The organism is Erythrobacter sp. NAP1, from assembly GCF_000152865.1.
Taxonomy (GTDB): domain Bacteria; phylum Pseudomonadota; class Alphaproteobacteria; order Sphingomonadales; family Sphingomonadaceae; genus Erythrobacter.
The window spans coordinates 577,075-597,012 of the sequence record NZ_CH672390.1; the positions used below are offsets into that span (position 1 = coordinate 577,075).

Here is a 19,938-nt window from a genome sequence, read left to right on the forward strand (position 1 = left end):
ATGCAAACAGAAGCAGCGGGTGTCAATGATATGGACCATGCAAGGGCCCGCGAGCCGCCCGGTCAGAAGTTCATGAAGATGTTGACGTTGGCAACATGGTCTGCACGGTTCTCCCCGTCGCGAAAGACGGTCTGGTTGAGATATCCCGGCACGACTTCAACGCCCTGCGCCACCGGGATTGAGAAACCCACGAAGTTACGCCAGATCTGCAACCCATCATCCTGAAGCGGCGTTTCGTTGAGCGCGATAAACGGCTCGGTGTAGGCGATCAGCTTGTTGTTATCGGTGATCGGCACACGCAGCTGCAGGAACGGGCGGAAACGCAGCGCGACCTCGCCATCTTCCTCGAAGGTGCGTTGTTCGAACCGGTTGCGCGAATCCAGCGTGATGCCGCCCGGGGTTTCGATCAGGCGGATGTTGAGTTCCTGGTAAAAGCGATGCTCATTCGTTTCGATCGGGCCGATCGGGTCGGTGAGGATATAGGCATAGCCCGCACCGATGCTCACGCGGTCGCTGATCCGATAGCCGACGAGCGAGCGAAGCAGCAGCTGGCCCAGCCGGTAGGCGTCATTGGTGAAACGTTCCTGCGCTTCGCCGCGCACGAACCAGTCGCCTTCCTCGTCAAGGTCGAGGACGATGAACTGGCCGGTCCAGATGTTGAAGTCTTCTTCTGCTGCTGCGGGCGATGCTGTGAATGCGGTCAGGCCGGCGGCGAGAATGGCAGCGCGCACGGCCGTGGGTTTCAGGATGGACGTCATTCGATCCTCGAGCTTTTCTTGTGTTTTCAGGCAGTTTGAAACGCCGTAGGGGAGGAAGCGTTTCCAAAAAGAAGAGCGACTGTCAGCACTTATGGGCGCCGCAGCCGCTCAAGTTTTTTCGTAGGGTACGAATTTTCCCGGGTCCGGGAACTGGGGTGATGGGCGCGAGAGCGGTTGGGGTTGATAGGGGCATGAGAGCCGCCCCCGCGCTCCATCGGGGTAATCGATCAGCCGCCGTTCTGGGCAACCTGCGTCGGCGCAGGCTGGAACGGCATCGAGCTGTGGTGGGTGTTGATCTTCAGGTTGCCGTCTTCGTCACGGACATAACCGAAAGTGTACTCAACCTTGGTCACGCTGCCGTCCGGGCCGGTGAAGAAGTAGTTGCCCATGGCCATCGCGTTGTCGTCATCGGTCACGATGCCTTCGTTCTCGAAGCGGACATCGGTCCAGCCCTTGATGGCAAAGCCGCTGTCTTCGGCTCGCATGCCCTTCACGAAGTAGCTGAGCGCTTCGTCATAGGTCCCGCGGAACTGGTCTTCGGCAGCCAGGGTCGGCTTGAAAAGCACCATGCCGTCGTCATAGTTGTAGAGCGTGTCGAGGTGGTTGCGAGCAACCGCCTTGTAATCATCGCCATTGGCGTGAGCGGTCGAAATCTTGACGATGCCCTCGCCCCACGCCTGCTGCGCTGCTTCGACTTCTTCAGTCGTGATCGGCGTCGAGCTTTGGGCCAAGGCGGGCGCGCTGAATGCTGCCAGAGCGGCTGCGCTGCCGAGAAGGGCGGTGGTAAGCGAACGGTTGGCTGAGATCTTCATTTGTACTTCCTCTTCTGAAGTGGCGCCGGGGAACGCGGCTGCCGGAATTAGTTGATTGCGATGTCGTCTTTTCGACTTGCAACGATGAGATAGGGGTCAGGAGAGGCCGGCAAATCAGCCACTTGGCATGCGTTCCGGCGTAGGCCGAATGGCCTATGCGTTTTCCGGAAGAGGCTTTAGATATGTCTGCATGAAAGCGGTCATGTCCTCCCTGCCATCCGATGGCGAAACGATTGCCGAACTGCGCGAATTGTACCGTGCAGCAGAGGCGCGCGCTGCGCGTTTGCGCTTGCTGTCGACGTCGGGACGTGAACTCGCCGAAGCTGATCCCTCGACATTGGACGCCATTCTGTCGCGCTGTGCCGAGCGGCTGGCGTTCTTCGTGGGCAAGCGCTCGGCCGTAATCGTAATCGATCCGGGGGCTGAAGGGATTGCGATCCACGCTCCGGGCCCTAACGGCAAAGAGCTCGCCGCGATCGTGATTGATGGGCTCGACGCGCTTGACGACATTCCCGATGAGGAAGACCGCGAGGCCGTGCGCATGGAGCTTGAGCTCATGGGCGCAACGATCGACCGCATCGAAAAAGAAAGCGAGCGGGGCGAACTGGTCGCCGCACTGAAGGAGCGCGAAAAGCGCCTTGAGATGCTGCTTGAGAGGATTTTCACCGCGCAGGAAGAAGAACGCCGCCGGGTCAGCCATGAATTGCACGATGGCGTCGCGCAGACTGCGACGGCGCTGGTTCGCATTCTGGAGGGTGCGGAAACGGCTGCGAAAAAGTCGGGTGCAAGCAGCGATGGGGTTTCGCCCACCGATGTTGCGCGCAGTCTCGTCTCCGAGCTGCGCCGGGTCATTGGTGGCTTGAGGCCCACTTTGCTTGACGATCTGGGCCTGCCCGCGGCGCTTCAGTCGCTGTGCGACGGGCTGGAGGCGGAAGGCTTCACTGTCTCGCAGCGGATTACTCCGCGCGCGCAGCGCCATTGTCCGCTCATTGAAACAGCCCTGTTCCGTGTGGCTCAGGAAGCCATTGCCAACATCCACAAGCACGCGGGCGGGCCATGCGAAGTCTCGGTCGAGGCGGATCTTCACAGCGACCCAGTCGTCCTTCGCATCTCGGACCATGGAAATGGCCCGTCCGAAGAAACACGGCTTAGGGGCGATGGGCCCGGGCATAATGTCGGGATCGAGGTAATGAAAGAACGCATGACAGCGATCGGCGGGACCCTCGAATGGCGTGCCGTCGATGGCGGCGGCGTCACCGTCGTAGCGCGACTTCCGGCAGGACACTCGGCATGACGGCTCCCCGCATCCTCATTGTCGATGATCACCAGCTCGCAAGAGAAGGTCTGCGCGCTGTTCTTGCTGGCGATGGAATGGAGGTCGTCGGCCTCGCCAGCACCGGCGAAGAAGCGGTTGAACTGGCCGGCTCGCTCGTTCCCGATGTGATCTTGATGGACGTGCGGCTCGGCGATGGGATCGATGGACTTGAAGCCACCCGGCAGGTTGTTGCGCTTGGTTTGCCGATCAAGGTGGTGATGCTGACGCTTCACGAGATGCCGGGCTATGTGCGCGAGGCTCTTGCTGCAGGTGCCGCAGGATATGTCTTGAAAGACACCGAAATCGGCGATCTTCGCGCTGCTATCAATCAGGTCATGGCCGGTCAATCGGCTTTGCCGCTCGACCTTGTCTCTGCCGCGATGCGCGCGGAAAACCGGCCAGAACCCAAAGGCGACCTTTCGCAGATTCTCACTTCGCGCGAGCAGGAAGTGGTCGAGCTCGTCGCGGAAGGTCTGACCAACAAGGAAATCGCCAGAAAACTCGATATCAGCCCTGCGACTGTGAAGGTGCATGTCGAACGGCTGATCGGAAAGCTTGGCGTTGCCGATCGCACGCAGGCGGCCGTGATGGCGGTCAAGCTGAAGTCGGGGCAGGCCAGCCCACTGTGAGCACCTTGCCCAACTCGCGAACAACCCGCTTTTGGGCTGACCGCCCGCTTGCGTACAAAGGCGTGGTGGTGATCGCTTTGCCGCTTGCCATCCTGATTGGGGCGCTCGCATCACTGTATCTTGCAAGCAATGCGGAGGCCGAAGCCGAGGATGACGTGCGCCGTGCCTTTGCGATCCAGCGCGACATCTATCAGGTTCGCGCCATGCTGGCAGAGGCAGCGGCGGGCGTTGGAGACTATGCACTGACGCGCGAGGATCGCTTCCTTGAACCTTATGAGCGCATGGAGAACCAGCTTTCTCCGACATTGCAAAGGCTCGACGTGGCTATCGAGGATGACCGCGTGCAAGCGGGCTTCCAAGACCTGCTGAGAGTCGTTGAACAGAAGCGCGAAGGGCTTCGTGAAACGATCGCACTCGCGCAATCGCCGCAGCCATCGACGCAAACCGAGATCGAGGAATCACTGCTCGCCAGCAAGATGACGCTTGATGCGGTGCGAGAGGAGATCGACAACATCCAGCGCCTCGAAGCGATCGTTCTCGATGAGCGCCGTGCGCTGGTGGACGATGTGCGCTCACGCTTTTTCGCACTGACGGCAGTCAGCGGGATCGTCGGCCTGCTTGGTAGCCTTATGGCGGTCTACCTGTTTTCGACCGGCATCGTGCGACGGGTCAGCAAGCTTGAGCAGAACGCCGAGATGCTTGCGCGCGGAGAGCGGCTGACCGAGCTTCCCGAGGAGGCAGACGAAATTGGTCGCCTTTCGCAAAGGCTGGTCGGGGCAAGCGCGCTCTTGCGCAAGCGTGAAGACGATCTGCGAGCTAGCGAAGAACGCTTCCGCCTCGTGATCGAACGAGTGCGCGACTACGGAATTTTCACGCTCGATACAGGCGGGATCGTCACGAGCTGGAACCTTGGGGCCGAACGCATCAAGGGCTGGCAGGCCGAAGAAATCCTCGGCCAGCATTTCAGCCAGTTCTATCCTGACGACACGCGCGATTATCTGCCGGACCAGATGCTCGAAAGAGCGCGCGCCGAGGGTGCTGCCGAGGACGAGGGCTGGCGCGTGCGCAAGGATGGATCGGTGTTCTGGGCAAACGTCGTCATCACCGCGCTTCGCAACGAAGCAGGCGAATTGCAGGGCTTTGCCAAGGTCACGCGCGACATGACGGAGCGTCGGCGGAGCGAAGACGCGCTGAGGCTGGCGCGCGAAGATGCGGTCGCGGCGAGCCTTGCAAAGAGCGAGTTCCTCTCGCGCACCAGCCACGAATTGCGCACGCCGCTGAACGCCATTCTTGGCTTTGGGCAATTGCTCGAGATCGACCTTGAGGACTTCAGCCAACCGCATCAGGAAGCAGTTGAGCGGATCACGAGGGCTGGCCGTCACTTGTTGTCGCTGATCAACGATCTGCTCGACATTTCCAGCATCGAAGCGGGCGGAGCAGAGCTTGAATATGAAGAAGTCGACGTCGCCGCGATGCTCGAAGAGGTCCACGATCTTGCCGAACCCATCGTGTCGAGCGCGGGCCTGTCGTTCGAAATGGCGTTGCCTGAAGCAGGAGCGAAAGTCGTCGCAGATCGGCGCCGCATGACGCAGGTCATCCTCAACCTCGTCGGCAATGCGGCGAAGTACAACGTCGAGGGCAGCTTTGTGCGGCTGGGCGCGAGCCTGGACGGCGATGGCGCGGCGACCTTCTTCGTCGAGGACGACGGCCCCGGCATCGATCCCGCCAATGCATCTCGCCTGTTCACCGCGTTCGATCGTTTGGGACAGCACAAGCGCGACAAGACCGAAGGCACTGGCCTCGGCCTCGCACTTTCTAAAGGGCTGGTGGAATCGATGGGCGGTCAGATCGGCTACAGCCCGCGCAAACCCGGCAGCCGCTTCTGGTTCACCTTGTCGAGCCAGCCGACCGAGAATAGCCGCCCCAAGGCCGATCAGGAGTCCTGACCCCATGTCCCAGCAACTGATTGCGACAGAGGAAATCCTCTCGCGCCGTATCCTCGCGATTGATGACGAGGAAGCGAATGTCGCGCTCCTGCGCAATCTCTTGCAGCGCGAGGGGTACGAAGACGTCCACTGCCTGACCGACTCGACCAAGGCGCTTGAGGCCTACATCGATCTTGAACCCGATCTCGTCCTCCTCGACTTGATGATGCCCGAGGTGGACGGGTTTCAGCTGCTTGAAGCGTTTTCTCGCCACGATGCTGCGGATGAGTTTCGTCCCGTCCTCGTTCTGACTGCGGACACGACTATTCAGGCGCGGCGCAAGGCTCTTGCGCTCGGGGCGAAGGATTTCGTTGCCAAGCCATTCGATGTCATCGAAGTGGGCCTTCGCATCTCCAACCTGCTTGAAACGCGGCTGCTTTACGAACGCCTGCGCGCAGCCCCCGGCGTCTAGACCGTCATCGACGTGCCGCGATAGATCTTCGAGCGGTAGCGCGAGTCCTGCGCATCGGGCAGCGGTGCGCCGACCAACAGAACAGCGCGGGTGAAGCGCCTAAGCTCCTCGGCATGTTCGTCAGCATCGCGCGGCTCCTCGCTCGAGACACGGCGGGTGAGGTTGATCTGGTTGACCGGCACATCGTGGACCAACCTCTCATTCTCCACCGCAACCGTCGCGGTGAAAGCGTGCAGGCTCGTCTTCACGAAATTGGCGAGCGCCACTCCGGGGCCATCGGAGCCGTACGGCACGTCCGGCGACACCAACACGACTTGGCATCCGTCATAAAGCGACGCCTTGCGCGTCACGCGATAGTGGCGGGTGATGTTCGCCTCGACCATATGCGCGAAATCCTTGGTCGAAAGCGGGTTGCCGCCTTCGAACAGGTGATCGGGCAAGGGTTCACCCGGCATGGACAGGACCGTGGTGGGCTTGCCCCAATGGCCAAGCGCCTCGTCCATCGCTTCCTCAAGCCCATCACCCGCGATCAGCACTTCGAGCGCGTCTTTCGAAAGGTCGTTGGGCAACTGGTCGCGCACCGCCTTTTCGCCGGACTTGTCCTTGGCGATCAGCACGACCTTGGCGACGCCGCAGCCTGAAACGAGCTCTTCGATAGTCGCAGCGACATAATCGGACAGGTGCTCGCCGATGATCCAGACGGTTTTCCCCTTCATCTTGTCGATGCGCTCTTGCTTGGGGCTGCCGAACATCTCGCGCTCGGTGTTGGAGCGTTCGACCCGGAGGCCGCCTGACGGCATGAAGGTTTCCCCGCTCACAGCGCGGTCGGCGAGGAAGAAGACGGTCGCTTGCGCCACCTCCGCCTCGGTCGGCATCGCACCAAGGTGAAGCTGCGAGATCACGCCCTTGCCGACGCCGTTTGCGACCTTGTCGACCTGCGCAGCGGGGAGGAAGGGCTTGTCATCGGGAGGCGAGAGTTTGAGCCACGTCTGCTCGCTGCTCGACAGGCTCGCCCATTCGTTCGAGCCGAGCAGGAAGCCGCCAAGCTGAAGACGGACGAGCAAACGCTGCGCCATCGCGTCGGTCAGGAGATACTGATCCCACGTGCACAGCCCATCACCCTGCGATGCGAAGTCGAGTGCGAGCTTGCGCAGTTCCTCGGGTGCTTCTGCGTCATGGCTGAGGGTCGAGGTCGAATTGCGCGACAATCGCGTCAGGATTTTCGCCGCATCGCCGCCCTCGCGGATCGCGTGGATGACTGCGGAATAGACCGCATTCAGTCGCTTGTTCTCAAGGATCAGCTTGGCGCGGCGCTGGAACAGGCCGGGTTTTCCGCCGGTGCCGGACAAACGGTCGCCATCGACAGGGCCCGGCGCAATGGCGTTGCACTGTACCTCTGGCCCGAGGAACGGCGAGAACGCCTCGACCATCGCACGCTGGCCCGCTTTCGACAGTCCATAATCGGCGCGGTTGGGGTAGGCGACCGCGAGGAACTTTTCACCGCCGAAATAGGACGAGACATTGAGGACGTAGCCCGAGCCCTGTTCCTTCATCAGCGGCACGACGCGCTGCATCAGATGGTAATTGGAGATAAGGTTCGCATCGAGCGTGAAGCGCCATGCCTCGGGCTCCATGTCGATCACCATGTCCTCGGCGCCCGCAACGCCTGCGTTATTGATGAGGTAATCAATCCGCCCGAACTCCTCGAGCGTCGCGTCAACCGCCTTGTCGAGCGAGGCGAAGTCGCTGACGTCGATGTCGGCCATGTATTTGACCCGGCGTTCAACGCCCGCGAAGCCGATATCCTGAAGCTCACCCACGATCCGGTCACGGGCGGCGACAAGCTCGCTTTCGCGCCTTGCGACCATCATCACCTTTGCGCCTGCGAGCGCGAGCAAGCGCGCCACCTGGCCGCCGATCCCGGCAGAGCCGCCGGTGATGAAAGCAACCTTGCCAAGGTGTAGCCCGGTGATGTTCTCGGCAAAGCCGACCATGGCCTTGCGCGATCCGGTTTCCTCGCTGATATTCGCGGGCAGCTTGAGGTCGATCTCGGCGATGTGCTGTTCGCGGAAGAGAACGCGGGTGGCATGGCCCGAGGCAAAGCGGGTGTTCTCGTCTTCGGTGTTGGTGTGGCGCACGATCTGGTTCGACCACACGGCGTGCTCGGTCGAGCCATTGCCCGCCTGCACGCGTTCCTCATCGCGCCAGATGCGGATCAGCTGGGTGATGCCGGCGGAGAGGACCGAGGCGAAGGAATTGCCCAAGGGATCGCCCGGATTGGTCATGAACACGCAGCGGGGAGGGGACTGGAGATCCTCTCGCCCATGCCAATACCGCGCAAGGCTTCGCGAGACTGCAATCGCGCCCACAAGCTCGGTGTCCATGAACTTCGTAACGGTATCATCGTCGGCGGCGAGCAGCGATCCGGTGAAGTGGCCCGATGGCTTGACCGGCAGGATGATCGCGCCGGTGATCGCCCCGTCGACATCGCCCGAAAACGCGGCGAGCGCGTCTTCCATCGCATCGGGCTCTGCGCGGTTGAAGCGGGTGACGGTCAGCTCCTCGCCAATCCCTTGCGCTTTCAGCCGCGCATTGGCCTGCGCAACGTCGGCATTGCGAGCGAGGCCAAGGCGCACCTTTGCGCCTGATCCGATCAGCGTGTGAGCGGCGACCAGCGCATCGTCCCAGTTCTCTCCCGAGACGATGAAGATATTGAGACCCGCCCCGTCGAGCGAGCGCATTGATGGCCGGGTCATATAGGTCGATGCCGAGGTGCGGTTGGCGGATAGACCGTGGGTCACGTCCACTTCCTCGCCCGCAATTCCTGCGGCTTCCTCACTGGCAAGGAACAGGCACGTCCCCGCGATATCCTTTGGGTTGGGCAGAGGCTTGCCGTCTACCTTTCCGTTGACGCTGCGGGTGAGCGCCATGCGACCGGTGAAGTAGTTTGCGGTCGTGTCCTTGGGCTGGCTCTGCACCTCGTCCATCGCGGCAAAAACGGTGCGGATGCGGTCGCTTTCAATCGGGCCGGGGAAGACAGTGTTCACGCGGATGCCGCGCGGTCCGAGCTCGCTGGCAAGCTGGTTCGATAGCGCGTTCAGCGCAGCCTTGGGCACGACATAAGCCGTGCGTCCGTAATAGCGCGTGTGGCTGAAAATCGTCGAGATATTCACCATAGCGCCGCCCACCGGCATCATGGGCGCAACGATGCGCGCCATGTTCCAGGTCACGCCAAGGATATTGAGCATCGCATCGCGGACGGTCTCGGTATCGCCGCACGCTTCCATCTCCTGAGGGCTGAGCGGTACGTTGTGGAGCGGCTGCTTGGGGCCAGCAGAACCTGCATTGTTGATGAGGATATCGATCCGGCCATATTCTTTGCGAAGCTTTGCCATCGCTGCGCGGATCGAATCTGGATTGCCGCCATCGAGGACGGCGGTGTCGATTCGCTCAGGCGCGACGCCGGTGTCCGCGATGAGCTGTTCGCGCGCCGCAGAAATACGCTCTTCGGTGCGCCCCGTCATCACCACAAAGGCGCCTTCGCGGGCAAAGGCACGCGATATCTCGTTGCCGAGATTGCCTGCCGCCCCCGTGATCAGCGCGACCTTACCTTCGAGACGACCCTTGGCGGCGTTTCCTTCTTTGCTCAACTCGTCTCTCCGGTGTCAGATTGCGCGGCGACCCAATATTCGAGCAGCTCGTCTTTTGTTGTGAGGCCCATCGCGGGCAGGGCATGATTGACCACGTAGGTCGCGCCCGAATGGCGGTTGTCCCACATCGCCTGGTGCGCTTCGGGAAGACCCTCCCAGGGGACCATGGTTGGTTCGGTGACGTCGAGCAGGCCGGCTGCGACCATTTCGTTCATCATCGTCACTTCGTAAGCGTTGCACAGGTGCGTGCCGAAGATCTCGGCGCTCGGCATGTAGATACGGCGCTGCCGGGTCCAGACCTGCGGGGCGTAGAAAGTGTAACGGCGCCCGGCCATCTCCTCGGCATAGATTACGCGCCCGCCGAACGGTTTGACGAGCGAGGTCGAGACACCGAGCGTGTCCTGTCCCGCGCGTTCGATCACGAGGTCAGGCACACCGCGCGGGTTGCCGGGAGATCGCAGCAGCTTGCCCACTGCCGTCCCGAACGGCTTCATCGTGTTCTGCTGATAGGCGCGCACGCCGATCTTGAAGTTCTCAATATCGGTTCGCGCATCGGGCAAGCGCGGGAGCGTGTCTGGCCAGTGGAAGTCCGAAAGGCGGCGCTTGAGGCCTTCGATGCTGACAATGCCTTCGACAGCGTCTTCGAGGCCCAGTGATTGCAGGAATTCGCGCTGTCCGTCGCTGGTGGTGACGATCACCATGCGCGCTTTCATCAGGCGCGCGGCTTCGACCATTTCGAGGCCCTTTTCGTCCGCCAATTCGTGCGAGCCGGGGCCATAATAGAGCAGTACGCTCTCCCCACCGCGCAGGTTCGCGCGTGCCAGCATCTCGTCGGGCCGCGCTTCGCCGCCTTTGCCCATGAAGGAGAAGTGATAGCCCGATGACGCGCCATAAAAGGCGAGCCGCCCACCTTCCGCGAGAAGCTGGAATGAGCGCGGGAAAGCACGTTCGCCAGCATGGCTGACCACGTAATCGGCGAGCTTGCCGCCATTCGTCTCGCGGTAGGCGTCGAGCAGTTTCTCGCCATCCGCTTCCCATTGGCGTGCTTCGTCAGGGTCGTCGGGGACGGGCGTGAAGCAGTCGGCAATCTCGGGGTCCTTGCGATTGATCGCGCCAACAGAGCCGTGCGACTTCACGAACTCAGCGCGGTCTTCGCTCGAGACGAGGCCTGTCACGGCGAGGCCGGTGCGAACCGAAGACTTGAGCGCATCGAGACCCGTGCCCGTTGCTGACCCTTCGACAAAGGCGGTTTTGCCTGCCTGTATTTCCAGCGTCGTGAACAGGCAGCGCGCGACGGTGCCAAGGTTGAGCGTGTAGGCGCCTGCCTGCTCAAGCGTCAGGTCGGCTGGCGGGCGGTGCAATTGCGGGCCCTGAACCGTCAGGAACTGCGCATGGCTGCCGGTTTTGGTCTCGTAGCCCTGGATCGCGAAGCCCGCATACATCGGATCATCGCCTGCGAGCGGCGAGAGCAATTCGCTCGTACCTGAATAGACCGAGACGAGGTCGCCGACCTGCAAGCGGCCCTCTTCCTTCAACTCGCTGCCGAGCGCGGCGACGAGCGCGAGTCCGCCCGATCCGGTGATCTGCACGTCTTCGTCATGCGCATCAAAAGGCGAGACCGGGATGCCGGTGAGCGCCCAGATGTCGTTGAAGTTCACTTCCGATGAGAGGAGGTAGATGAGAGCCTCGTTGGCCCCCGGCTTGGGCGTATTCACCACAAGTTCGCGCTCGTGCGTTTCCGGCGGGCCAAAGCGCGGTGCCCCTGTATCGGGATCGCGGGCGATGCCGAAGGCGAGTTGTTTTGGCGGGATGGCGGTGACGCCGGGGTAGAACGGCGCGCCCAGCGGCAAGAGGTCGCCCGCCTCGATCAACGCGGTCTTGGTCGCCTCGTGCTGATCATCCTCCCACACGCCATCGCGGCGCACGGGTAGGGGCGGGGACTGCTTGTCCATGAATTGCTGGATGCCGGTCTTGCCGCCTTCGGGATCGATGATGGCCTCGGCAAAGCGCTGCGCCTCGCATTCGAGCCCCGCTGTCATGCCCTGCGTCCAGCCGGTCCGCACCGCGTCCAGCGCGCGCTCCCCCGCCTTGTCGCGGCCTGCCCATTCGAGCTGATTGAGGATGCGTTGAAGGAATTCGTCCTCGAGCACGGCGTCGAGGTCGATGCTTGCGGGTTCGTGCCAGCTTTGCGTTTGGGTTTTGCGAGCGGCGAAGGCTTTGCCGAGTGCACTGTCGTCACCCGACCGCACGAATTCGCGGACCATCGCGTGGGCGTGGCTGAGTGCATTGTCCGATCCATCCGCGAGCGCATCGACCGCCCCGACCGCAAGCGCAGCGTCGGCATCAATCGCCCGCCCTCCAAGAATCAAATCAAGCGCATCGCGAAGCCCCGTCTCTCCGCCACCGTCCGCGAGCAGGCGCGGGAGGCGCTGCGTGCCGCCATAACCGGGAAGCAGCCGCAGATTGATCTCTGGCTGCCCGAAACGCGCCTTGGGTTCGGCGACGCGGTAGTGGCAGGCGAGCGCGAACTCCATCCCGCCGCCCAGCGCCACACCCTGAATCGCAGCGATGCAGGGTTTGTCCATTTCCTCGATCGTGCGGAAGGCGAGCTGCGCGTTGTCGGGGAGCGCCTTGGCTTCCTCGACGCTGTTCACTTCCTCCAGCATCTGGCGGATGTCTGCGCCTGCAACGAAGCTCGCCGTGCCGCTGCCGGTGAAGACCACGGCTGCGACATCGTCCTTGCGCGCAAGGTGCTCTGCAATGATGACGAGTTCGTCGAGCGCGCGTTCGTTGAGCGCGTTGACCGGAGGGTTCTTGACCGTGACGGTCGCGACCCGCTTGCCGGGGGCTACCAGATTGTACTGGATCGTGAAGAAGCGATACCGCTCAAACAAGGCCTGCGTGTCAGACAGCGACTGCCGCCGCTTCCAGCCATCGACCGCGCGCGCGAGTTCATCGAGGCTCTCGGGATTGCGAAGGGTGGAGGCATCGCCGACTTCCCCGCCCTCGACCACGGCGCGCACCATTCGGCGCATGTATTTGCCCGAGCGCGTCTCTGGGAATTCGGACAGCTCGATGAAGTCCTGAGGCACAGCCACCGCGCCCTTTTCGGTGCGCACGAGGTCGGTGAGGCGGCGCTTGTCGTCTTGCGTGAGGCGTCGACCTTCGACCGGGGTGACGAAGGCGATCGGGGTCACGCCTTTCTGCGAATGAGGCGCGCCGATCACGATCACATTGCCAACCGGCGAGTTCGGATCGAGCGCCTTGTCGCGCAGGATCGCGCCTTCGATTTCCTCGGTCCCGATGCGGTGGCCCGAGACATTGATCACATCGTCGGAGCGTCCGTGGAGAGAGAAAGAGCCGTCCGGATGGCGCATGGCAAAGTCGCCTTGCGTGTAGGCCCATGCGCCCTTCCATCGCCGCCAGTAGGTGTCGGCGTAGCGGACCTCATCGCCACGCCAACCACCTGCTACGCGGGCCAGATTGCCCACGTGCTCGACCGTGAAATTCTCGACATCGCCCCAGATCGTGCGGGTGAGGTAGGGGTAGGGGAGCGCGATGACGATCTCGCCCTTCTCTCCATCCTCGGCCACCCGCCACGGCGCGCCGCCCGTGCCGGTGTCGCGCTCATATTCGACCGGGCCATTGCTGGAACCGTCCGCGTCCTCGACCCACACGTCGCCCATGATCCAAGGCAGCGGATAAGTGTGCGCGTCGGCCTCAAGCGGGAAGCCGTCCGCATCGGCGAAGTGCGTCCACACCATCCCGCCATGCTCGGTCGCCCAGTAGGAATTGATGTAGCGGTGAGTGATGTGCTCCATCGCAAAGGCCTGAACTGCGGGAGAGACGGGCTCTGCGCAAAAGGTTGCGACCTTGAGGCTGGAGAGGTCGTAGCGCTGGATGTCCTTCAGGTTCTCCGGGTTCTGCATCACCGACTTGAGGAAGGTGACGCCCGCCTTGAACACGTTGACGCCATATCGCTCGATGATCGAGGCAAAGCGGCCCGCGTGAGGGAAAACGGGCGAACCTTCGGTGATGACCGTCGTCACCCGCGAGAGGAGCGAGGCGGCGATCTGGTAGCTTTGGCCGGTGATCCAGCCCGGATCGGCGACGACATACATCACATCGCCCGGCTCGGCTCCGAAGGCGGCGGGCATGGTCGCGGCGACACCACTCGCATAGCCGCCATGGACGTGAACAACGCCTTTGGGCTTTCCGGTGGAGCCCGAGGTGTAGATGATGAAGTTGGGATATTCGGCATCGACTGCGAGTACCGGCGCACCGGCCCAGATGGCGCGCACGAATTCGGTGTCGGAGAGCGCGAGCAGCGCCTCTTCATCGGCGACGTCGAAACCGGCATCGCGAGCAGCCTTAAGCAGTTCCTCGCCGGCCGCAGCGGTGAGGTCGTGGCTCCAGTGGTCGCGCGCTTCGTTCCAGGGCAGGTCCGGCTGCGCGGTGTGCTTGACAACAACCACCGCGTCGACGCGGGGAGGGGAGTCCACAAGCGCGCTGGCGATGGCGATGCGCAATTGCGCCGCCTGTCGCGGGGTCATCGCGCCGCCCGCCGCTTCGCCTGATGCGATCGCGGTCAGCGCCTTGCCGACCCCGCGCATCACGTCGGATCGTTCGACCGTAACCTCGCCATCGAGCAGGCCGGCGACCTCGCTGCGGATGAGGCCTGCATGTTCGGGCGCCACCACAAGCTCGCCGTCTTCGAGCGCTTGCCCGAGCAGTTCCATCGCCACCGGGACCGCGATGAAGTTGTCGAGCGCGGGGTCGGTGTAGCTCGGCTTGAACGGCACCATCTGCGCGTTTCGGTATGAGCCATCGGCGGTGACGACCACGCGCGCGCCTGCATCGGCAATCCGGTCGGATAGGGTCTTGTCGCTGAAGCCGCCGAAGACAGGCGTGTAGACGATACCCATCCGCTTCGCGCCCTCGGTCCAGTAAATCTGTTCCGGAATGCTCGGCATGTTGAGCGCGATGCGGTCGCCCGCCTCGAGGCCCAATGCCTTCAGCGCGAGCGCGCATTTTGCGCTTTCGAGGAGCAGCTTGCGGCGCGAGATCACTTCGCTGTCGACGGGGCCACCGCGCCCGCCTTCGCTGGCCATGTTCCAACGGTCGCCTTCGAAGATCATCGCGGCTTCATCGCCGTGGCCGGACAAGACGTGGCGGTCGACTTCGTTGAATGCGGTGCTGGTCAGCCCGCCTTCGAACCAGCGCCAGTTGGGCGGGTCGTCATCGTTGAAGGCACGTTCCCACGGCTCAAAGCTTTCGGGCAGGTCGAGCGTTATCGGGGCGGCGCTTGATGCGTCCCACCCTGTCCATGTCTCAGCGGCATCGTCGTAGAAGGCCCATGCCGGATTGCCTCCGGGCCCTTCGATCAGCCAGCAAATTTCTCGTTTGGCCAGTCGCCCATGAAATTCGCCCGGATCGCTCCGGCATTCTTCCCTGAGTCGCTGGAAGTGATCACGGTCCGATATTCTCAGGCCGTGAGACTGTTTTTCCAAATTATTGGACGAACCGATGTCATCGCCCTCCCCAATCATTGTGATGATCCCACAAGACGGTTACGGGGCGCTTACGCAAAATGTGTCGCAAGCGAAACCCCTTGCGCTCTTTTTGTGCCTTTCGACACCGATCCGGCGCAATTTTCAGTCAAGAAACGGCAGCGAGACGAAACGGTTCCTCACTTGCCGAAATGCACCTGTCCACACGGGTCTTGCGGCGGGTTTCGGGCATACGTATTGACGCAGGCCATGCAACAGACTGTCTCTGAAAAAGCGCCGAACGCACGCCCCCTGACGGGCCGTCCCGTCATCTCTGCGACCGGCCTCTTCACCCCCGAAGAATCGATCTCCAACGAAGAGCTGGTTGCCAGCTTCAACGAGTATGCGGATCGCTTCAATGCCACCAATGCGGACGCAATCGATGCAGGCGATATCGAGCCGATGCCGCACTCCTCGGTCGAGTTCATCGAGAAGGCGAGCGGCATCAAATCGCGCCACGTGATGAGCAAGGCTCCGATACTCGATCCGGAAATCATGACCCCGCGCATCGAAGACCGCAGCAATGACGAAATGTCGCTGATGGCGGAGATAGGCGTGATCGCGGCCAAGCAGGCGCTCGAGCGGGCAGGGCGCGATGCGAAGGACGTGGACGCGGTTCTGTGCGCTGCCTCCAACATGCAGCGTCCCTATCCGGCGATGGCGATCGAGATTCAGCAGGCGCTTGGTATCGAGGGGTTCGGCTTCGACATGAATGTCGCGTGCTCATCGGCCACCTTCGGCATTCAGACCGCCGCCGATTATGTGCGCGCAGGCAACGCGAAGAGCGTGCTGGTCGTCAGTCCCGAGATCACGTCGGGCCACCTCAACTGGCGCGACCGCGACAGCCACTTCATCTTCGGCGATGTCGCAACCGCTGTGCTGGTCGAGGATGCGGCCATCGCTCCTGAACAGCACTGGGAAATCCTCAGCACCAAGCTCAAGACCGTATTCTCAAACAACATCCGCAACAATTTCGGCTTCCTCAACCGCGCGCACCCGGAAAGCATCGGCGAGCCCGACAAGCTGTTCGTTCAGGAAGGCCGCAAGGTGTTCAAGGAAGTCGTCCCGATGGTCGCGGAAATGATCATCGAAGAGGCCGAGAAGCTCCAGATGGACCCGGCAACCCTTCGCCGCCTCTGGCTGCATCAGGCTAATGCCGGCATGAACCGCCTGATCGCGCAGCGTGTGCTTGGCCACGAAGCCAATTCGGATGAAAGCCCGACCGTGCTCGACACCTATGGCAACACGTCAAGCGCAGGTTCGATCATTGCGTTTCACCAGCACAGCGATGACCTGAAGGCCGGCGATAAGGGCCTGATCTGTTCGTTCGGTGCGGGTTATTCCGCCGGTACGGTGTTCGTGCGCAAGTCCGCCTGAGCACGCGCTTCAAGGAAACGGTCCCACGCAGCGATGATGCGCTGCGACGCCCACCAGATCGCCGCCACGGCGAGTAGTGAAACCAGCCCGTCGACCGCATAGTGGTAGGCGAGGTGGACGCTGCTTATCCACGTGATGAAGAAGAACACGCCGAAGAATGCGCCCCACTTGCTCGACACGCGGCGCACCGCAATCCAGTAGAGGAACGCGATGGCGCAGTGCATGCTGGGCATGGCGGTGATGCCGCTGCCAAGGCCGCTATCTGCATTGGCATAGCGTTCGAGCAACATCTCCTGAACTGACAGGACCATGATCGGGACCTCTTCGTTCGCGGCATAGAGGTACGCCATCTGCGCATCGAAGGTCGAATTGCCGAGCATGGGACCGACGAAACACGGGCCGACCGATGCAAGCAGCGTTGCCATGAGGCCGCCGATCAGGAGCCAGCTCAGCACATAGGTCAGGAAGAACTGGCGACGCACCCGGCTGTCGATCCGCGCAAACACGAAGAACAGGACGCCGGGGTACAGAAGCAGGAACCACAGGTGGTAGAGAAGGGCGAGAAACGCGGTTACGATCGGGAAGCCCAGCACCGGTTGCAAGACTTGCCACGGGTCATTGCCAAAGAAGAGTGCACGATCCCAGTCGATGAAGGCCTGATCCCAGACATAGTCCTGAAACAGGGGGATCGCCGATTTCATCTTCGAGAAGAACGGCAACACCAGAATGGCGATGGCGATCAGTGGCAAGCCAGCCGCAATCTCTCGCCACAAGGGCTTTGCAAAATAGCGTTCGCGCAGGAAGCTGATCGGACTCTTCGGGCGGTGCCGGACGATCTGGACCGTGCTGTCGTAGCAAAGCAGGATCAGCACGAACATCAGGAACAACTGGCTGTTCACCAGCGCGCCGCCAAGGCTTGGCGATATCCCATATGTCATCAGCAGCCCGATGCAGAAAGACATCAGCGTCAGCGAGATGACGTAGATCGGGATTTCGCCAAGGTAGCGCCGGGTGAGGGCGCCGACATCACGATATGAGACGCCCGTGTCGCTTGAGGGCGCGCGCGGCGATGCTTTTGAAATGGTGCTCATCACGACATCGCGAATTATGGTAAACAACTTAAGAAACGGTTGATCTTCGGGCGTTCGCGGGCGCTCGCTTGCGGCAATTGCGAGGCTCAATCCGTGTGCTGCGCGCGCAAACGTCTTGCTTGCATGCGGGCCGGTTCTTAGATGCAGCATCTATGGCAGGCGAAATACTCGATAATCAGGGTCGCGGCGATGCAAGCTGGGGTTGGCCCGCAATTCACCCAGAAGGGCGCAAATATGGCGTGATCGCGATTGCGATTGCGCTGGTTCCGTTGATCATTCTCGATTGGGAAATCATCGGCTGGCCGTTGCTGCTTTTGTCAGCAGGCGTCTTTGCATTCTTCCGCGACCCGGAACGGGTGATCCCGCAAAGCGACAATGCGATCGTTGCCCCGGCCGATGGCCTGGTGACGCTTATCCAGCAGGTTGAACCACCTTCCGAGCTTCAGATGGACGATGGCTCCGGGAGTCAGGGCCTGGCTAGCGGACCGGTGACGCGCATCTCGATCTTCATGAGCGTTTTCGACGTGCACATCAATCGTGCGCCGATCGCGGGTACGATCCGGCGCGTGGTCTATGTGCCGGGCAAGTTCGTGAATGCCGACCTCGACAAGGCGAGCGAAGAGAACGAGCGCCAGCACATCCTGATTGAGCGCACCGACGGCCTCAAGATCGGCTTCACGCAGATCGCCGGGTTGGTCGCTCGCCGAATCGTGCCGTTTGTGAAGCCGGGCGATCTTGTTGCGAAGGGCCAGCGGGTGGGTCTCATCCGTTTCGGTAGCCGCGTCGACGTATATTTGCCCGCAGGAACCGACCCCAAGGTGTTGATGGGGCAGCGGATTATTGCCGGCGAGACGATCCTTGCCGAAGTCGGCGGTCAGGCATTGCTTGAAGGGATCGCGCAATAACGCGCGCAGGGAACCAAGAGCGCGCGATGCGAGTAGGCTCTGCATGAGCAACCGCAACTCTCGCAAAAAGACCGGTACCTCGCCCGCGCGCGTCGGGCCCAAGGGTTATGAAGGCGAAGAAGGCGAACCGGGGAGCGATGATACATCCGGCGGAGGCCTGACGCTTCGCGCGATGCTTCCCAATGCGATCACGGCTGCGGCGCTGTGCGCGGGACTTACCGCAGTGCGTTTCGCGATCGAGGAGCAGTGGGCCTACGCGATCCTGATGATTGCGCTCGCTGGTGTGCTCGATGGCATGGACGGGCGCATCGCGCGGTTGCTCAATGCCCAGTCGCGCTTCGGGGCCGAGCTCGACAGTCTGGCCGATTGCTTGTCCTTTGGCATGGCGCCCGCGCTCATTCTCTACATGTGGGCGCTCCAGGATCTGAGCCGTTTCGGATGGTTTGCCGCGCTCGCTTTTGCGATCTGCTGTGCGCTCAGGCTCGCCCGCTTCAATGCCAGGATCGATGTGGAGGACCAACCGCACAAATCCGCTGGCTTTCTGACCGGCGTCCCCGCTCCCGTCGGGGCAGGGCTTGCCTTCACGCCGTGCTACCTGTGGCTCGAAACAGGTGAGCCGATTTTCCGCGACCCGCTGATCCTTGCAATCTGGGTCAGCATTATTGCGGTCTTGCTGATTTCGAACATGGCGACGCTTAGCTGGACTGCGATCCGGCCACGCAGGGGCATTCGTTTGTGGGTGATTGCGCTCGTCGCGCTCGCCTTTGCGGCTCTGCTGCTGGAGCCTTGGTGGACACTGACCGCAATCAGCCTGACCTACCTCGCGCTGATGCCGTACGCCCTGTTCAAATATGGCAAGGTCAAGCGTCGCCGCGCTTTAAGGGCGGCTAACCGGCAAGCTGAAGGCTAGCGAGAGCGCGCTTGCGACCGTGCGAGCGCATGGCCGATGCGACCGTGCGGCGCGGCTGGGAAGAGGCGGGACGACGAAGGCGCGTATCGCGTGCCTCAACCGCCGGAACGAAGCCCGCATCGAGCAATGCCTGCTCGCGGCGCAGCACGCCATAAGCGCTACTACCGCGTATCCAGCTGTCGATGAGGCTCAGCCCGGTGGCGATCGCTGTCACGGTGAACAACGCTGTGAGGATCATTGCGAGCATCATGTGAGCGGTCCTTTCCTTCCCTTTCGAAACCCCCGCCGATCATTAAAGTTCAGCGTTTGTTCCGCAGCCCTTGTTCACTAAGTGTTCCACAGGGTCAAGCAGTTTGTTCCATTTGTGTTCCAATAGTTTCACTTGGCACTAGATTTTGTGGGTCGATGCCCCTATGTGCGCGGCCTCACTTGTCTGCGAAGGCGAATCACCGCCTGCAACGCCAAGTGAAATTCACATGGAAGGCCACACATACCGGTGCTTGCCGAGCGGGATCTCCGCCAGTTCAAGTTTCCACGGCCTTTCA

At 62.0% G+C, this 19,938-nt stretch carries 13 protein-coding genes; 7 read left to right on the plus strand and 6 right to left on the minus strand.

Features of this window, described 5'->3' with window-relative positions; translation table 11 throughout:
• Positions 1-62: 62 nt before the first annotated feature.
• Positions 63-758, minus strand: a complete 696-nt coding sequence (locus NAP1_RS02660) for a DUF2490 domain-containing protein (protein ID WP_007163674.1) — start codon at positions 756-758, stop codon at positions 63-65.
• Positions 759-985: 227 nt separating this feature from the next.
• A complete protein-coding gene (locus NAP1_RS02665) occupies positions 986-1,570 on the minus strand; it encodes a hypothetical protein (RefSeq protein ID WP_007163675.1) in 585 nt (194 codons plus the stop codon).
• 202 nt (positions 1,571-1,772) lie between these two features.
• Between NAP1_RS02665 and NAP1_RS02670 the strand changes: the two genes are divergently transcribed.
• The 4 genes from NAP1_RS02670 to NAP1_RS02685 all read left to right on the plus strand — a co-directional run bounded on the left by NAP1_RS02670 (position 1,773) and on the right by NAP1_RS02685 (position 5,911).
• Entirely contained in the window at positions 1,773-2,864 is a 1,092-nt protein-coding gene (locus NAP1_RS02670) for a sensor histidine kinase (protein ID WP_199796961.1), read from the plus strand.
• Positions 2,861-3,514: a response regulator transcription factor gene (locus tag NAP1_RS02675; protein ID WP_007163677.1), complete on the plus strand. Its 654-nt coding sequence runs from the start codon at positions 2,861-2,863 to the stop codon at positions 3,512-3,514. Before NAP1_RS02670 ends, NAP1_RS02675 begins: the two co-directional genes overlap by 4 nt.
• Before the next feature lie 68 nt (positions 3,515-3,582).
• Positions 3,583-5,460, plus strand: coding sequence for a PAS domain S-box protein (locus NAP1_RS02680; protein ID WP_199796962.1), 1,878 nt, complete (start codon positions 3,583-3,585; stop codon positions 5,458-5,460).
• Positions 5,461-5,464: 4 nt separating this feature from the next.
• The gene (locus NAP1_RS02685) at positions 5,465-5,911 is read left to right on the plus strand and encodes a response regulator (protein ID WP_007163679.1); all 447 of its coding nucleotides are present in this window, start codon (positions 5,465-5,467) and stop codon (positions 5,909-5,911) included.
• Here the strand turns inward: NAP1_RS02685 and NAP1_RS02690 are convergent.
• Positions 5,908-9,561, minus strand: a complete 3,654-nt coding sequence (locus NAP1_RS02690; RefSeq protein WP_007163680.1) for an SDR family NAD(P)-dependent oxidoreductase — start codon at positions 9,559-9,561, stop codon at positions 5,908-5,910. The two genes, NAP1_RS02685 and NAP1_RS02690, sit on opposite strands and share 4 nt — an antisense overlap.
• Positions 9,558-15,110 carry an AMP-binding protein gene (locus NAP1_RS02695; RefSeq protein WP_007163681.1) on the minus strand — a complete coding sequence of 1,851 codons (5,553 nt, stop codon included), beginning with the start codon at positions 15,108-15,110 and terminating at the stop codon, positions 9,558-9,560. Before NAP1_RS02695 ends, NAP1_RS02690 begins: the two co-directional genes overlap by 4 nt.
• Before the next feature lie 210 nt (positions 15,111-15,320).
• Between NAP1_RS02695 and NAP1_RS02700 the strand changes: the two genes are divergently transcribed.
• A complete protein-coding gene (locus NAP1_RS02700; protein WP_007163682.1) occupies positions 15,321-16,487 on the plus strand; it encodes a beta-ketoacyl-ACP synthase III in 1,167 nt (388 codons plus the stop codon).
• Here the strand turns inward: NAP1_RS02700 and NAP1_RS02705 are convergent.
• Positions 16,448-17,578, minus strand: a complete 1,131-nt coding sequence (locus tag NAP1_RS02705; RefSeq protein ID WP_162013456.1) for a phosphatase PAP2 family protein — start codon at positions 17,576-17,578, stop codon at positions 16,448-16,450. The two genes, NAP1_RS02700 and NAP1_RS02705, sit on opposite strands and share 40 nt — an antisense overlap.
• Positions 17,579-17,730: 152 nt before the next feature.
• On the opposite strand from NAP1_RS02705, the gene NAP1_RS02710 reads away from it, so the two are divergent.
• Positions 17,731-18,483: a phosphatidylserine decarboxylase gene (locus NAP1_RS02710; protein WP_007163684.1), complete on the plus strand. Its 753-nt coding sequence runs from the start codon at positions 17,731-17,733 to the stop codon at positions 18,481-18,483.
• A 43-nt stretch (positions 18,484-18,526) separates the two neighbouring features.
• Complete coding sequence (pssA, locus tag NAP1_RS02715) at positions 18,527-19,393, plus strand: CDP-diacylglycerol--serine O-phosphatidyltransferase (RefSeq protein WP_007163685.1); 867 nt, start codon at positions 18,527-18,529, stop codon at positions 19,391-19,393.
• Here pssA and NAP1_RS02720 read toward each other — a convergent pair.
• The gene (locus tag NAP1_RS02720; protein ID WP_007163686.1) at positions 19,371-19,643 is read right to left on the minus strand and encodes a hypothetical protein; all 273 of its coding nucleotides are present in this window, start codon (positions 19,641-19,643) and stop codon (positions 19,371-19,373) included. The two genes, pssA and NAP1_RS02720, sit on opposite strands and share 23 nt — an antisense overlap.
• Positions 19,644-19,938 lie beyond the last annotated feature (295 nt).